Source organism: Streptomyces sp. NPDC025833 (assembly GCF_055558055.1).
In genome coordinates, this window is record NZ_JBVHNF010000022.1 from 31,717 (window position 1) to 45,694 (window position 13,978).

Here is a 13,978-nt window from a genome sequence, read left to right on the forward strand (position 1 = left end):
GGACCGTCCCCTTCCTGCTCGATAGGATGCGGAGAGGGTCCCCGGTCTGCGAGGAGTGAGTGGATGGCGCAGGGCAGGCCCATGCGCGCGGACGCCCGGCGCAACTACGAGCGGCTGCTGACGGCGGCGGCCGAGGCCTTCGCCGAGCACGGGGAGAACGCGTCGCTCGACGACATCGCCAAGCGGGCGGGTGTCGGCTCGGGCACGCTCTACCGGCACTTCCCGACCCGGCGGGCGCTGCTGGAGGCGGCGTACGTGGACCGGATCGAGGCACTGGGCGCGCGCGCCGGGGAACTGGCCGGGGAACTGCCGCCGGGCGAGGCGCTCGGTCAGTGGCTCCACGAGCTGGTGGTCGCCACCCTCCAGGTGCGCGGCATGAAGGCCCTGCTCGGCACGGCGGTGACGGACGGCGGCACGGTGGCGCCGACGGTGTGCGCGACCACGGTGCAGGGCGCGGCGGCCCGGCTGGTGGAGGCGGCGCAGGCGGCCGGCGCGCTGCGGCCGGACGTGCGGCCGATCGAGGTGCTGCGGCTGGCGCACGGGGCGGCCTCGGCCGCGGAGCCGGCCGGGACGGACGAGCGGGAGATCCGGCGCTACCTGGCGCTGCTGCACGAGGGGCTGCGCGGCGGCTGAGCCGCGGCGGCGCCGCGGCCGGGGGCGGCCGTCGGGGTGACGGCACCTCCCGGCGCGGCTTCGGCGCACGTCCGGGCCTACAGTGCCTTGGCCCCCGGACCGACCATGTTGCGGACCGTGCGGGCCTTCACGAACTCGCCGACCGCCGTCATGTCCCACTCGCCGGAGAACTGCCGGACGAGCTTGGCCATCATGACGCCCGTCTGCGGCTGCGCGCCGGTGAGGTCGAAACGGACCAGTTCCTCGCCGGTGGCGGTGTCGACCAGCCGGCAGTACGCCTTGGCGACCTCGGTGAACTTCTGGCCGGAGAAGGAGTTGACGGTGAAGACCAGACCGGTGACCTCCTGCGGGATGCGGCCGAGGTCGACCACGATCACCTCGTCGTCGCCGCCGCCCTCACCGGTGAGGTTGTCGCCGGAGTGCTTCACGGCGCCGTTCAGGATCGTCAGCTTGCCGAAGTAGCAGCTGTCGACGTGGTCGCGCTGCGGGCCGTAGGCGATGACCGAGGCGTCCAGGTCGATGTCCCGGCCGCGGAACGCCGGTTCCCAGCCGAGGCCCATCTGCACCCGGGAGAGCAGCGGGCGGCCGCCCTTGACCAGCGACACGGTCTGGTTCTTCTGGAGGCTGACCCGGCCCTTGTCCAGGTTGATCTTTCCGGCGCCCGGGGCCGGGGGCGGCGGGGCCGCCGGCCGCGGCGGGGCGGCGGCCGGCATCGGCGGCACCGCGGGGGCGGGCGGGGCGGCCGGGGCGGCGGCCGGTTCCTCCACCGTCACGCCGAAGTCGGTCGCGATCCCCGCGAGCCCGTCGGCGTACCCCTGGCCGACGGCCCGCGCCTTCCACTGGCCGCCCCTGCGGTAGATCTCCATGACGACCAGCGCGGTCTCGGAGCCCAGCCGCGGCGGGGTGAACGCCGCCAGCGCGGCCCCGCCGTCCGCGTCCCGGACCGTGGCCGTCGGCTCGATGCCCTGGAAGGTCTGGCCGGCCGCGTCCGGGCTGGCCGTGACGACGATCTTCTCGATCTCCGGCGGCACGGCGGCGGTGTCGACCGTGATCGCGTCCGGTGCCGTACCGCCGCCGGAGCGGTACGTCACACCCGGGCCCGCCGGCTGGTTGTAGAAGATGAAGTCGTCGTCGGAACGCACCTTGCCGTCGGCGGTGAGCAGCAGGCCCGACACGTCGAGCCGCACCGGTGCGGCGACGTCCACCGTCACGCGCGCGGCCGAGAGAGGGATGTTCGAGCCAGGGGTCATAGCTGTCATGCCGGGAGAACGAATGACACCGCTTTACCGTTCCCTTACCGGCCGAACGGCTTACGGCACCACCAGGATCTTCCGTCCCACGCCCGCCGCGAACTGCTCCAGTGCCTGCGGGTAGCGCTCCAGCGGGACCCGGTCGCTGATGAACACGTCCGGGTCAAGCACCCCGCCCGCGAAGAGCTCCGCCGCCCGCTCGAAGCTGTGCAGCACGGCCATGGAGCCCGTGATGGTGATCTCCTGGTTGTAGATCCGGTACGGGTCGATCGTCACCCGCGTCGCGTAGTCGGCCACGCCGAACTGGAGGAACGTGCCCGCCTTCGCCACCCGGCCCAGGCCGTCCTGGATCGCCGCCGTGTTGCCGGTCGCGTCGACCACCACGTCCCAGCCCCGCGGCCGGTCCAGCTCGTCCGCGTCCGAGGCCGACGCCGAGACGCCCAGGCGCCGGGCCGTCTCCAGCCGGGCCGGATTCACGTCGACGACGTCGACGCTCGCCGCGCCCGTCCGCTTGGCCAGCTCCAGCATCATCAGGCCCATCGTCCCGGAGCCGTAGATCAGGACGTGCGCGCCCAGGCGCGAGCGCAGCACGTCGTAGCCGCGCACCGCGCAGGACAGCGGCTCCACCAGGGCCGCGTCCTCGGTGCGCACGTGCTCGGGCAGCTTCACGCAGTTCGCCACGGGGGCCACCGCGTACCGGGCGGCGGCGCCGGACGTCGTCACGCCGATCGCGGCGTAGCGCTCGCAGAGGTTGTCGCGGCCCGCGCGGCAGTAGCGGCACGCGTGGCAGTACAGCGAGGGGTCGACGGCCACCCGGTCGCCGACGGCCAGCTCGGTGACCTGGCCGCCGGTCTCGACGACCGTGCCGGCGAACTCGTGCCCGGGGACGATCGGCAGCCTGGGCGCGAACTCGCCCCGGAGGATGTGCAGGTCGGTCCCGCACAGGCCGCAGGCGGCGACCTCGACGACGACCTCGCGGGGTCCCGGCGCCGGGTCGGGGACCTCGGTGACGACGGCCCGGCCCACGGACTCGATGACGGCGGCCCTCATTTGACGGCTCCCAACGACAGGCCCTGGACCAGCTTGTCCTGGGCGGCGAACCCCGCGGCGAGCACCGGCAGGGAGATGACGAGCGACGCGGCGCACACCTTCGCCAGGAACAGGCCCTGGCTGGTGATGAAGCCGGTCAGGAAGACGGGGGCGGTCTCGGCGACCACGCCCGTCAGCACCCGGGCGAAGAGCAGTTCGTTCCAGCTGAAGATGAAGCAGATCAGGGCGGTGGCGGCGATGCCGGGCAGGGCGATGGGGGCCACCACGCGCGTGAGGACCGTGGGCAACCGGGCGCCGTCGAGCTGCGCCGCCTCGATCACCGCGACCGGGACCTCGGCGAGGAACGACTGCATCATCCACACCGCGATCGGCAGGTTCATGGAGGTGTGGAGGACGACCAGGAGCCAGATGTCGTCCAGCAGCCCGGTGTTCCTCGCGAACAGGTAGACCGGCAGCAGACCGGCCACGGCCGGCAGCATCTTGGTGGACAGGAAGAAGAACAGCACGTCCGTCCACTTGCGCACCCGCCGGACCGACAGCGCGTACGCCGCCGGCAGCGCGAGGAGCAGCACGCACAGCGTCGAGACGAGCGAGGCGACCGTCGAGTTGATCAGCGCGGGCCAGGGGCTCGCCCCGCCGCCGCTGCCGAAGAACGCGCGGTAGCCGTCCAGGGTGAGGGCGGCGCCGGGGGAGGGCGGATTGGTCGCGGCGTCGGCCTCGGAGTGGAAGGACGTCAGCGCCATCCAGGCGATGGGCAGGAAGAAGACGACGCCGGCCAGCCAGGCCACCAGGCCGAGGCCCGGGCTCCGGCGCCGCCGGGTCGTCGCGGCGGTGTCGCTCATGGGCGGGACGCCTCCTCGCGGAACAGGGACGACACCACGCGCAGGGCGAGGGTCGCGATGACGAGGGAGCCGATGACCACCAGGACGCCGGCGGCCGAGGCGAGGCCGTTCTCGTGGGCCTGGTAGAAGCTCTGGTAGACGGTGTACGGCAGGTTGGCGGTGCCGAGGCCGCCGGAGGTGATCGTGAAGACCGCGTCGAAGTTCTGGACGATGTACACCGAGCCCAGCAGGGCGCCGAGTTCGAGGTAGCGGCGCAGGTGCGGGAGCGTCAGGTGGCGGAAGACCTGCCAGTCGCTCGCGCCGTCCACGCGCGCGGCCTCGATCTGCTGCGGGTCGCGGCTCTGCAGCCCGGCGAGCAGGATGAGCATCATGAACGGCGTCCACTGCCACACCAGGGACGCCTCGACGGCGAGCAGCGGCGTGTGCGAGATCCAGTCCGGCTGCGGCCCGCCGACGTAGTGCAGCAGTCCGTTGAGCAGCCCGTACTCGGGGTTGTAGAGGACGTGTTTCCAGAGCAGGGCGGCGGCCACCGGGACCACCAGGAAGGGGGCGATCAGCAGGGTGCGCACGACGCCCCGGCCGCGGAACCGGTGGTTCAGCAGCAGCGCGAGCGCCAGGCCGAGGACCAGGCTGACGAGGACCACGGTCGCCGTCAGCAGCACGGTCGTCCACACCGAGTGGCGCAGGCCGGCGTCGGTCAGGACCCGGCGGTAGTTGTCGAGACCGGTGAAGCGGCGGGCCCTGGGGTAGAGGGCGTTCCAGTCGAAGAAGGAGATCACCAGCGTGGCCACGAACGGGAGCTGGGTGACGACGATCATGAAGACGAGCGCGGGCAGGAGGGGGGCCCGGGTGGCCCAGGCGCGCAGCCGGGGGGAGGGCGGCCGGCCGGCGCGTGCCGGTGCCGCCGTGCGGGGGGCCGTCGTGGCGGTCATCGTCCCTCGTACTCCTCGGAGATCCGCTCGGCGAGCTGCTGGGACTTCGTCAGGGCCGCGTCCGTGGACTGCCGTCCGGCGATGGCCGCGCTGATCTCCTGGGAGACCTTGGTGCCGAGGTCGGTGAACTCGGGGATGCCGACGAACTGGATGCCGGGCGCCGGGCGCGGCTGCACCCCGGGGTCGTCCGGGCGGCTGTTCTCGATGGCCTCCCTGGTCATCTCCTGGAAGGCGGCGGCGGAGGCGCGGTAGTCGGCGACGGCGTACGTCGACGCCCGTTTGCCCGCGGGCACGTGGGCCCAGCCGCTGGTCCGGCCCACCAGTCGCTCGTAGCCCTTGCCGGACGCCCAGGAGACGAACCTCCAGGCCTTGTCCGGGTTGCGGGAGGCGTGCTGGATGCCCCAGGCCCAGGTGTAGAGCCAGCCGGAGGACTCGGTCAGCTCCACGGGGGCGGGGGCGTAGCCGAGCCTGCCCCTGACCGGCGAGCCGTCCGCCTCCAGCAGCCCCGCCGCGGAGGTCGCGTCGTACCACATGGCGACCTTGCCCTGGGTCATGTTGTTCAGGCACTCGGCGAAGCCCGACTGGGCGGCGCCCGACTCGCCGTGGGCGCGGACGAGGCCGACGTAGAACTTGGTCGCCTTCGCGAAGGCGGGGGAGTCGAGCCGGGCCTTCCAGTCCTTGTCGAACCAGGTGCCCCCGAAGGTGTTGACGACGGTGGTCAGCGGTGCCATCACCTCGCCCCAGCCGGGCAGTCCGCGCAGGCAGATGCCCCGCATGCCCGGCCGGGCGCCGTCCGCCCGGGCCGCGAGGTCCGCCACCTGGTGCCAGGTGGGGCGGGCGGGCATCGTCAGGCCCTTCGCGGCGAACACGTCCTTGCGGTACATGAGGAAGGACGACTCGCCGTAGAAGGGCTGGCCGTAGAGCTTGCCGTCGTCCCCGGTCAGGGAGGCGCGCATCGGTGCGAGGACGTCCCGCTCGTCGTATCCCGGGTCGCGCGCCACGTACGGGTCCATCGCGCGCAGCCAGCCGTTGCGGGCGTAGATCGGTATCTCGTAGTTGGACAGGGTGGCGACGTCGTACTGGCCCGCCTGGTTGGCGAAGTCCTGGCTGATCTTGTCGCGGACGTCGTTCTCGGGCAGGACCGTGAAGTTGACCCGGATGCCGGTCCGCCGGGTGAAGTGGGCCGCGGTCAGCTTCTGCAACTCGGTCATCTGCGGGTTGTTCACCATCAGCACGTTGATGGCGTCGCCGCCGGAACCGGACCCGCCCGCGCCGGTCCAGCAGCCGGCGAGCAGCGGGGCGAGCAGCGTCCCTGCGGCGGCCGCGGCGAGCGCGGCTCGCGGCCTTGGTCGGCTCGGGGTGCGCATGGATCGCTCCTGGGGGTGTGGGGTGGTGGGAGGCTCACAAGGGGGCATGGCGGGCGCCCGGGGGTGCGGCGGCCCGGGGGACGGGGAGCGGCGGATCAGACCCGTACGACCTGCGGGCCCAACAGGGAGTAGCGGTGGGCCTCGGAGGCCGGCAGGAGGGTGCTGGTCACGATCGCCTCCAGCGCGCCGGTCTCCGCGAACCGGCAGAAGCTGACGGCGCCGAACTTGGTGTGCACGCCCGCGAAGACGGTGCGGCGCGCGGCCCGGACGGCCTGCGCCTTCACCTCGCACACCGCCGGGTCGGGGGTGGTCAGGCCGTACTCGCGGGAGATGCCGTTGGCCCCGATGTAGGCGAGGTCGATCACGAAGCCGGCCAGCATCCTCGTCGCCCAGTGGTCGACGGCTGCCAGTGTGCCCGGACGGACCCGGCCGCCGAGCAGCAGCACCGAGATCCGGTCCGCCTGGGCGAGAGAGGCCGCGACCGGCAGGGACGCGGTGACCACGGTCAGCGGCCGGTCCCTGGGCAGCGCCTCGGCGATGAGCTGCGGGGTGTAGCCCTCGTCGACGAAGACCGTTTCGGCGTCCCCCAGCAGGCCGGCCGCCGCGGTGGCGATCCGCCGCTTCTCGGGCACGTGGCTGGTGGAGCGGAACGCGAGCGTCGTCTCGAAACCGGCGCTCTCCACCGGGTAGGCGCCGCCGTGGGTGCGGCGGACCAGGCCGTGGTCCTCCAGCGCGCGCAGATCGCGCCGGACGGTCTCCTTGGCCACGCCCAGCGCCGCGGCGAGCGTGGTGACGTCCACCGAGCCGGTGGCGCGGGCGGTGCGGACGATCTCGCGCCGCCGCTCCTCCGTGGTTCGCGCGCCCATGTCGTCACCCACCTCCGCCGGCACCGCCCGTTCGGGCCATGGGGGAAGTTCTACCGTCGGCGCGCACCGCTGACCAGGTCTGTCCGGCGCCCGATCCGGCCCGTTCGTGCCCGTCTCACCCGTGCGGTGCCCGTGCCGTGCCCGTGCCGGACCTGCGCGGGCGCCCGGGCCGGAGTGGGACCGGGCACCGCGGGCGCCCGGATCCGGCCGCAGGGGGCCCGTTCGGTGCCCGCACGGGCTCGGGGTGTCCGGTCCGCTCAGTACGGCCAGACCGGGGGGTCGTTGACGAAGTGGCCGCCCAGGTGGGTGTGGGCGGGGTCCGCCGGATCCGGTTCGCCCTGTTCGGCGATGAGCTTCGCGGCGTACGGCTCGGAGTCGTCGCGCGGTGCGTAGCCGAGCGCCCGCGCGCCGGAGAGGTCCCACCACAGGCGGGTGTTGGCGGAGGAGCCGTGGACGACCGTGTGACCGACCCGCTCGGCGGTCAGGGCCGCGTGGAAGAGCCGGGCGCCGTCGGCCGGGCTCAGCCACAGCGAGAGCATGCGGACGCTGGTGGGCTCCGGGAAGCAGGCGCCGATGCGCACGGAGACCGTCTCCAGGCCGTGCTTGTCCCAGTAGAGCTGGGCCAGGTCCTCGCCGAAGGACTTCGACAGGCCGTAGAAGGTGTCCGGGCGGCGCGGCGTGCCGACCGGGACCGGCGGCTCGCCCGCGCGCGGGACGGGGGTGAAGCCGACGGCGTGGTTGGAGGAGGCGAAGACGATCCGCGGCACGCCCTCCCGGCGGGCGGCCTCGTACAGGTGGTAGGTGCCCTCGATGTTCGACGCGAGGATCTTCTCGAAGGGGGCCTCCAGGGAGATGCCCGCCAGGTGCAGGACCGCGTCCACGCCCCGCACCGCCTCGCGCACCGCGTCCGCGTCGCACAGGTCCGCGGTGACGGCGTCCGGCTCGCCCTCGACCGGGCGGACGTCGAACAGGCGCAGCGTGTAGCCGTACCGCGGCAGCAGGGACCGCATCAGGGTGCCGAGGCCGCCGGCGGCGCCGGTGAGCAGGACGGTGCGGGGAGCGGGCATCCCCCGATTGTGCCCCGGCGGCGGGAATCCACCGCGGTGCCGTCCCTGCCCGATGGCGAGCGTCGGCGGACGGCGACTGGGGGAGGCGGTGCCGGTGATCGCCGGGGTGGGACGGGCGGTGCCGGTTCGTGCCGGGGTGGGACGGGCGGTGCCGGTGATCGCCGCGGCGGGGCAGGCGGCGCTGGTCGCCGGGGGCGGGGCGCGGCGATGAGTTTCCGGGGGCCGGCCGGTCTGCCCTTCGTACGCGCGCGTACGCGCGGCACGTCGTCGAAGGAGTGCGTCATGACCATCGTGGACCTCGGCCCGCAGGCGGACCTGGTGGCCCGGCTCGCCGCGGCCGTCACCGAGGAGCAGCTCACGGCCCCCACACCGTGCCCGGGCCGCGCGGTGCGCAACCTGCTCGGTCACCTGCTCACCCTGTCCCTGGCCTTCCAGGACGCGGCCAGCAAGGATCTCGGCCCGACGACGGACGGCACCCCGGACTCCCTCGCGTGGGACATCGGCCCCGGCTGGCGCGAGGAGCTGCCCGCGGCGCTGGAAGGGATGGCCGCCGCCTGGCGCGACCCGGCCGCCTGGACCGGCGCCACCCGCGCCGGCGGCGTCGACCTGCCGGGCGCGGTCGCCGGTGCGGTCGCCGCCGACGAACTGGTGATCCACGGCTGGGACCTGGCGCGCGCCATCGGCCGGGACTACGACCCCGACCCGGCCGCCCTCGCCTCGGCCCACGGCTTCCTGCTGGCCGCGGCCGGGTCCCCGCCCCGCGGCGCCGGCCTGTTCGGCCCGGTCGTGGCGGTGCCGGAGGACGCCCCGCTGCTGGTCCGGGCCGTGGGGCTGAGCGGCCGCGACCCGGAATGGCGGCCGTAGGGCCGTCTTGGGCGGTGGGGTGCCTTGGGTGGTGGGGCGCGTTGGGCGGTGGGGCTGCCCCGGACGCCGGGCTGCGTTGGGTGGCGGGGTGTCTGGGGTGCCTGGGGTGGCGGGCTGCGTTGGGTGGCGGGGCGCTTCGGGCGGTGGGGCTGCCCCGGACGCCGGGCTGCGTCGGGTGGCGGGGTGTCTGGGGTGCCTGGGGTGGCAGGGTGCGTTGGGTGCCGGGCGCCCCGGACGGTGCGGGCTGCCTCGGCCGGAGGGCTGTGCCGGATGTCGAGCCGCGCCGGACGTCGGGGTGCCTCGGGGGGCGGGCTGTGTCGGGTGGCGGGGCGCCTGGGGTGAGGGGTTGCGCTGGATGGCGGGCTGCCGTGGACGGCAGAGCGCGCCGGATGCCGGGCTGCCCCGGATGGTGCGGGCTGCCTCGGGCGGCGGGGCGCCGGAGGGCGGCGGGGCACCCGAGGGCGGTGGGCTGCCCCGGGCGGAGGGCCGTGCCGGGCGGAGGGCCGCGCCGGATGTCGAGCCGCGCCGGACGTCCGGCTGCCCCGAGCGGCAGGCTGCGTCGGACGGCGGGGCGCCTTGGGTGGCGGATGGCGTCGGACGGCGGGCCGCGGGGACGATGGGCTGCGTCGGGCGGCGGGGCGCCTTGGGTGGCGGGTGGCGTCGGACGGCGGGCCGCGGGGACGATGGGCTGCGTCGGGCGGCGGGGCGTCTCCGGTGGCGGGCGGCGCCGGGCGGCGGGCCGCGGGGACGACGGGCCGCCCCGGACGGCGGGGCGTCTCGGGTGGCGGGCGGCGCCGGACGGCGGGCCGTGGGGAGATCGGGCTGTCCCGGACGGCGAGCCGGGCCGGGTGTCCAGCCGCGCGGGACGCCGGGTCGGCGCCGGGACCCGCTGGACGAGCGCCGTCGCGGGTGGGCGGGCATGATCGGAGCACCGGGTGTCCGCCGCCCTGCCGGCGGGCCGCGACGGGTGCCGGCCGGCACCGGAGCCACGGAGGAACCGCCATGGACGAGCCCCACGGGTACTCGACGACGCGCCGCCCGCGGCCGGGCACACCGCAGGCACCCGCGCGGTCCCGCGCCGCGGCCCGGGCAGCCGGGGGACGCGAGGCTCCCCGCCGCGGCCGGGCAGGCGCCCTCCCGGCCGCGGCCCCGGGCGGACACCGGACGCCGGCATGAGCGGGATCGTCGTCCTCTACGAGACGGACCCGCCGGAGGCCGGCGCCGAGCGGCGGGTCCGCCGTGTGCACGCGGCCCCCACCGCTCCCGGCCGGTCCGGCGAGGCGGGGCCGCGGACCCTGTGCGGCCGGGACACCTTCGCCATGGAGAGGGCGGGGGTGCTGCCCGCCGAGCCCGCCGGGACACCGTGGTACCCGGCCGGGCACGCGTCCGAGGTCTGCCCCGACTGCGACGCGGTGATGGAGGTCTGACCGCACCCGGCCCGCGTCCCCCGCGGCGGAAGGGGCCGCGCCGGGGCGTCCGGCACCGTACGCGCCCCGGCGCGCCGCGCACCCTCCCCGTCCTCGGCACCGCCTCACCGCACCCGGGACCCGGCCGGCCCCGCGCGGGACCCACCGGCGGTGGCGCCGGGGCGTAGCCGGACGCGCCCCGCGACGGCACACGCACCCCGCGCGGCCCACCACGATCCGGATCCCGTACCCGCACGCCGGCCACCGCGCCGATCCGCTCGCCGCCGCCCGCGCGTTCGCGTTCGCCTTCCGCGGCACGGCCCCGCCCGCCCCGGCCCCGCCCGCCCCGGCCCCGTCGGACCCGCCCCGGGACCGCGCCCGCCGCCCGGCTTCCCGAGCCGCGCCGACCTGATCCCCGGCGGGGGCCCGGACTTCAGCGACCCGTACGACGGCCGCCCCGCCCGGCACGGCGGACTCCGGCGCACCGCCCGCGCCGTGGCGCACGACCCGGACGCGTACGACCCGCGCGCCAGGTGCCGGAGCAGCGGCCCCTGCTCCACGCTCACCGAACTCGCCGCCCACACCGCCCTGTTCGTGCGCGAGACCACCCGGGTGACCACCCCCGGCAGGTCCACCTGACGCCCATGGACACCGGCCGTACCGCCCGAGCCGCCCGCCCCGGCCCGGCACCGGTGCGTGACGGGAGCCGGGCGCGCGCTCAGCCCTTGACCGCGGCCTCCATCATGGCCTTGGCCACGGGTGCCGCCAGTCCGTTGCCGCTCACCTCGGAGCGGGCCGCGTCCGACTGCTCGACCATCACGGCGACGGCCACCTCCTTGCCGCTGCTGTCGGACTTTCCGTAGGAGGTGAACCAGGCGTACGGCGTCTTGCTGTTGTTCTCGCCGTGCTGCGCGGTACCGGTCTTGCCGCCGACGGTCACCCCGTCGATCAGCGCGTTCGTCCCGGTGCCGTCCTTCACCACCGTCTCCATCGCCGACCTGAGCTGCTCGGCGGTGCCGGAGCTCATGATCTCCTTGGAGTCGGTGCCGTCGTCGTAGTCCTCCAGCACGTCGCCGCCGCTGTCGGTGATCTTCGAGACCATATGCGGGGAGACCAGCTTGCCCCCGTTGGCTATGGCCGCGGACACCATGGCCATCTGGAGCGGGGTCGCGGTGACGTCGAACTGGCCGATGCCGGACAGCGCCGTCTGGGCCTTGTCCATGCCGGAGGGGTAGACGCTCGGGTACGCCCGCACCGGCACGTCCTGCTCCTGGTCGTTGAAGCCGAACTTCTCGGCCATCGCCCGGACCTTGTCCTGGCCGAGCTGGACGGCCATGTGACCGAAGACGTTGTTGCAGGAGTACCGCAGGGCGACCCGGATCGAGGCGTTCCTGCACGGCGCCGACTTGCTCTCGTTCGGCAGCTCGCGCACGGTGCCCGGCATGATGTACGGGTCCGGGCTGTCGGTCGGGTCGTCGACGTTCTCGTACAGCCCGTCCTCCAGCGCGGCCGTCGCCACGACCAGCTTGAACGTGGAGCCCGGCGGCAGCGGCTGCCGCAGCGCGCGGTTGGTCAGCGGCTTCTCCTTGTCCGCGAGGAGCGCCTTCCAGGACGGCCCGGCCAGGTTCGCGTCGGTGAGCGAGGAGGGGTCGTACGACGGCGTCGACACCACCGCGAGGATCCTGCCGGTCTTGGGGTCGAGCGCCACGGCCGCGCCCTTGTTGCCGCCGAGCGCCCGGTACCCCGCCTTCTGCACGGCCGGGTCGATCGTCGTGAGCACGTTGCCCGGGTCGGCGCGCCGGTCCGTGACCGTGTCCATGATCGTCTTCAGCCGGGGGTCGGTGCCGTTGAGAAGGTCGGCGTAGATGCCCTCCAGCTGCGTGGGCGCGTAGGCCTGCGAGGCGAAGCCGGTCACCGCCGCGTACAGCCTGCCGTCCTTGTACGTGCGCTTGTACGCGAGGTCACCGCCCTTCGTCCGGGCCGAGCCGGTGACGGCGTTCCCGCCCACGATGATGTTCCCGAGCGGCGCCGAGTACGTCTCGATGACGTTCCGCCGGTTGTGGTTGTCCTCTGCAAGGGCCTGTCCGCCGTAGAACTGCACCCATGTCGCCCTGACCAGCAGGGTGAGCACGAGCAGCAGTGAGAAGACGGAGGCCCGCCTGATCGTCTTGTTCATCCCGCCCAGAAGACGAGCGGAGCCGGCCGGACGTTCCCGGGCGGCCGGCTTTCTCATCCGGCGTTCAGGAAACCGGCCCCGCGCCCCGCGGCCCGCGCCGCCCCTCCAGGACCAGGACGACCTCCTCGATCTCCCGTCCCCGCGCGTTGGCGAACCCCCGCGCCCGGGCCGTCTCACGGAAGCCGCACTTCTCCAGCACGCGCAGCGATCCCGCGTTGTCGGCCGCGGCACGCGCGTACAGCGGCCGCTCGGGGACCTCGGCGAGCAGGGCCCGCAACGCGGCCGTCGCCACGCCCCGGCCCCAGTAGGACCGGTCGATCCAGTACGTCACCTCGCGCTCGCCGGCCACGCCGTACACCGCCGCCGTCCCGGCCACCACCCCGTCGGCCAGGACCGTGCGCAGCACCTCGGAGGTGTCCCGCAGGCACTGCCAGTAGGCCGCGAACGCCGCCGGGTCGGAGGCGTCCTCCAGGCCGAACGCGGCCATCCGGACGGCCTCCGGATCGCTCATCTGCCGGTGGAGCACCGGCACGTCGCTGTCCCGTACGGCCCGCAGCGCGATCTTCATGGTGCCGAGCCTACGGTCCGGCGGGCTCAGAGCCGCCGCGTCGCCAGCGTCAGCCGGTCCCGCGCGTCGAACAGCGCGTCCTTGATCGTCTGTTCGTGGGCGGGGGTCAGCCGGGCCACCGGCACCGAGCAGCTGACGGCGTCCCGGGCGGGCGTGCGGTACGGGATGGCCACGCCGAAGCAGCGCAGGCCCAGCGTGTTCTCCTCGCGGTCGACCGCGAAGCCCCGCTCCCGGACCTGGCGCAGCTCCTCGATGAGCTCCTCCCGGTCGGTGACGGTGTGCTCGGTCAGCGCGGGCAGCTTCTCCGGCAGCAGCTTGCGCACCTGCTCGTCGGTGCAGGTGGCGAGGAGCGCCTTGCCGAGGGAGGTGGAGTGGGCGGGCAGCCGGCGGCCGACCCGGGTGAACGGGCGCAGGTAATGCTGGGACTGGCGGGTGGCCAGATAGACCACGGTGGTGCCGTCGAGCCGGGCGAGGTGGATGGTCTCCGCGGTGTCGTCGGAGAGCCGGTCCAGGGCCGGCCGGGCGGCGGCCACCACCTCGTCGCCGTCGATGTACGACGTGCCCACGAGCAGCGCCCGCACCCCGATGCCGTACCGCGTGCCCGTGGCGTCCGTCTCCACCCAGCCCAGCTCCACCAGCGTGCGCAGCAGCATGTACAGGCTGGACTTGGGATAGCCGACGGCCTCCTGCACGGCCGCCAGGGAGTGCATGCCGGGCCGGCCGGCGAAGTACTCGAGCAGCTCCACGGTCCGCACCGCGGACTTGACCTGCGCCCCGCCCGCTGCGTCGCCTGCCGTCATCGCCCTTGGCCCCTTCGTTCGACGAGGACTGAGTCGCGTGCTCCCGCGCACGTTCACTATCCGAGACGGCGTTCAGTATATCGAACACGGCCCGGGAAGCGGCCGAGCGGTCCCGGGACGAACGCGGCCGGCCGGGAAGGAACCGGCGGCGACACCG

14 protein-coding genes are annotated in these 13,978 nt (G+C 74.7%); 4 read left to right on the top strand and 10 right to left on the bottom strand.

The annotated features are described in order from the left end of the window. The first annotated feature begins 63 nt into the window (after positions 1-63). Positions 64-633, top strand: coding sequence for a TetR/AcrR family transcriptional regulator (locus ACZ4K2_RS31970; protein WP_467478884.1), 570 nt, complete (start codon positions 64-66; stop codon positions 631-633). A 77-nt stretch (positions 634-710) separates the two neighbouring features. Here the strand turns inward: ACZ4K2_RS31970 and ACZ4K2_RS31975 are convergent, their stop codons facing one another. From ACZ4K2_RS31975 to ACZ4K2_RS32005, 7 genes are all read right to left on the bottom strand, one after another. Beyond that, positions 711-1,883, bottom strand: coding sequence for a TerD family protein (locus ACZ4K2_RS31975; protein ID WP_467479048.1), 1,173 nt, complete (start codon positions 1,881-1,883; stop codon positions 711-713). A 60-nt stretch (positions 1,884-1,943) separates the two neighbouring features. Further along, positions 1,944-2,933: a zinc-dependent alcohol dehydrogenase family protein gene (locus tag ACZ4K2_RS31980; RefSeq protein WP_467478886.1), complete on the bottom strand. Its 990-nt coding sequence runs from the start codon at positions 2,931-2,933 to the stop codon at positions 1,944-1,946. Continuing rightward, positions 2,930-3,775 (bottom strand): carbohydrate ABC transporter permease, encoded by an 846-nt coding sequence (locus tag ACZ4K2_RS31985; protein ID WP_467478887.1) that lies wholly within the window; start codon positions 3,773-3,775, stop codon positions 2,930-2,932. Before ACZ4K2_RS31985 ends, ACZ4K2_RS31980 begins: the two co-directional genes overlap by 4 nt. After that, positions 3,772-4,707, bottom strand: a complete 936-nt coding sequence (locus tag ACZ4K2_RS31990) for a carbohydrate ABC transporter permease (RefSeq protein WP_467478889.1) — start codon at positions 4,705-4,707, stop codon at positions 3,772-3,774. The genes ACZ4K2_RS31985 and ACZ4K2_RS31990 overlap by 4 nt, the downstream gene beginning before the upstream one ends. Continuing rightward, positions 4,704-6,074, bottom strand: coding sequence for an ABC transporter substrate-binding protein (locus tag ACZ4K2_RS31995; RefSeq protein WP_467478891.1), 1,371 nt, complete (start codon positions 6,072-6,074; stop codon positions 4,704-4,706). The genes ACZ4K2_RS31990 and ACZ4K2_RS31995 overlap by 4 nt, the downstream gene beginning before the upstream one ends. Positions 6,075-6,169: 95 nt before the next feature. Continuing rightward, positions 6,170-6,940, bottom strand: coding sequence for a DeoR/GlpR family DNA-binding transcription regulator (locus tag ACZ4K2_RS32000; RefSeq protein WP_467478893.1), 771 nt, complete (start codon positions 6,938-6,940; stop codon positions 6,170-6,172). A 257-nt stretch (positions 6,941-7,197) separates the two neighbouring features. After that, positions 7,198-8,007 carry an NAD-dependent epimerase/dehydratase family protein gene (locus ACZ4K2_RS32005; RefSeq protein WP_467478895.1) on the bottom strand — a complete coding sequence of 270 codons (810 nt, stop codon included), beginning with the start codon at positions 8,005-8,007 and terminating at the stop codon, positions 7,198-7,200. Between the two features lie 282 nt (positions 8,008-8,289). Between ACZ4K2_RS32005 and ACZ4K2_RS32010 the strand changes: the two genes are divergently transcribed. The 3 genes from ACZ4K2_RS32010 to ACZ4K2_RS32020 all read left to right on the top strand — a co-directional run bounded on the left by ACZ4K2_RS32010 (position 8,290) and on the right by ACZ4K2_RS32020 (position 10,916). After that, on the top strand, positions 8,290-8,871 hold the full coding sequence (locus ACZ4K2_RS32010) for a TIGR03086 family metal-binding protein (protein ID WP_467478897.1): 582 nt from the start codon (positions 8,290-8,292) through the stop codon (positions 8,869-8,871). Between the two features lie 1,172 nt (positions 8,872-10,043). Further along, positions 10,044-10,298, top strand: a complete 255-nt coding sequence (locus ACZ4K2_RS32015; RefSeq protein ID WP_467478898.1) for a hypothetical protein — start codon at positions 10,044-10,046, stop codon at positions 10,296-10,298. Between the two features lie 474 nt (positions 10,299-10,772). After that, the gene (locus ACZ4K2_RS32020; RefSeq protein WP_467478900.1) at positions 10,773-10,916 is read left to right on the top strand and encodes a hypothetical protein; all 144 of its coding nucleotides are present in this window, start codon (positions 10,773-10,775) and stop codon (positions 10,914-10,916) included. 79 nt (positions 10,917-10,995) lie between these two features. Here ACZ4K2_RS32020 and ACZ4K2_RS32025 read toward each other — a convergent pair whose 3' ends face one another. The 3 genes from ACZ4K2_RS32025 to ACZ4K2_RS32035 all read right to left on the bottom strand — a co-directional run bounded on the left by ACZ4K2_RS32025 (position 10,996) and on the right by ACZ4K2_RS32035 (position 13,821). Further along, on the bottom strand, positions 10,996-12,453 hold the full coding sequence (locus tag ACZ4K2_RS32025; protein ID WP_467478901.1) for a peptidoglycan D,D-transpeptidase FtsI family protein: 1,458 nt from the start codon (positions 12,451-12,453) through the stop codon (positions 10,996-10,998). Positions 12,454-12,517: 64 nt separating this feature from the next. Then, positions 12,518-13,021, bottom strand: a complete 504-nt coding sequence (locus ACZ4K2_RS32030) for a GNAT family N-acetyltransferase (protein WP_467478903.1) — start codon at positions 13,019-13,021, stop codon at positions 12,518-12,520. Positions 13,022-13,047: 26 nt separating this feature from the next. Beyond that, the gene (locus ACZ4K2_RS32035; protein WP_467478905.1) at positions 13,048-13,821 is read right to left on the bottom strand and encodes an IclR family transcriptional regulator; all 774 of its coding nucleotides are present in this window, start codon (positions 13,819-13,821) and stop codon (positions 13,048-13,050) included. Between the last annotated feature and the right edge of the window lie 157 nt (positions 13,822-13,978).

Coding starts and splice junctions, on each gene's coding strand:
- ACZ4K2_RS31970 (WP_467478884.1), top strand. CDS start 64: ATGGCGCAGGGCAGGCCCATGCGCGCGGACGCCCGGCGCAACTACGAG.
- ACZ4K2_RS31975 (WP_467479048.1), bottom strand. CDS start 1,883: ATGACCCCTGGCTCGAACATCCCTCTCTCGGCCGCGCGCGTGACGGTG.
- ACZ4K2_RS31980 (WP_467478886.1), bottom strand. CDS start 2,933: ATGAGGGCCGCCGTCATCGAGTCCGTGGGCCGGGCCGTCGTCACCGAG.
- ACZ4K2_RS31985 (WP_467478887.1), bottom strand. CDS start 3,775: ATGAGCGACACCGCCGCGACGACCCGGCGGCGCCGGAGCCCGGGCCTC.
- ACZ4K2_RS31990 (WP_467478889.1), bottom strand. CDS start 4,707: ATGACCGCCACGACGGCCCCCCGCACGGCGGCACCGGCACGCGCCGGC.
- ACZ4K2_RS31995 (WP_467478891.1), bottom strand. CDS start 6,074: ATGCGCACCCCGAGCCGACCAAGGCCGCGAGCCGCGCTCGCCGCGGCC.
- ACZ4K2_RS32000 (WP_467478893.1), bottom strand. CDS start 6,940: ATGGGCGCGCGAACCACGGAGGAGCGGCGGCGCGAGATCGTCCGCACC.
- ACZ4K2_RS32005 (WP_467478895.1), bottom strand. CDS start 8,007: ATGCCCGCTCCCCGCACCGTCCTGCTCACCGGCGCCGCCGGCGGCCTC.
- ACZ4K2_RS32010 (WP_467478897.1), top strand. CDS start 8,290: ATGACCATCGTGGACCTCGGCCCGCAGGCGGACCTGGTGGCCCGGCTC.
- ACZ4K2_RS32015 (WP_467478898.1), top strand. CDS start 10,044: ATGAGCGGGATCGTCGTCCTCTACGAGACGGACCCGCCGGAGGCCGGC.
- ACZ4K2_RS32025 (WP_467478901.1), bottom strand. CDS start 12,453: ATGAACAAGACGATCAGGCGGGCCTCCGTCTTCTCACTGCTGCTCGTG.
- ACZ4K2_RS32030 (WP_467478903.1), bottom strand. CDS start 13,021: ATGAAGATCGCGCTGCGGGCCGTACGGGACAGCGACGTGCCGGTGCTC.
- ACZ4K2_RS32035 (WP_467478905.1), bottom strand. CDS start 13,821: ATGACGGCAGGCGACGCAGCGGGCGGGGCGCAGGTCAAGTCCGCGGTG.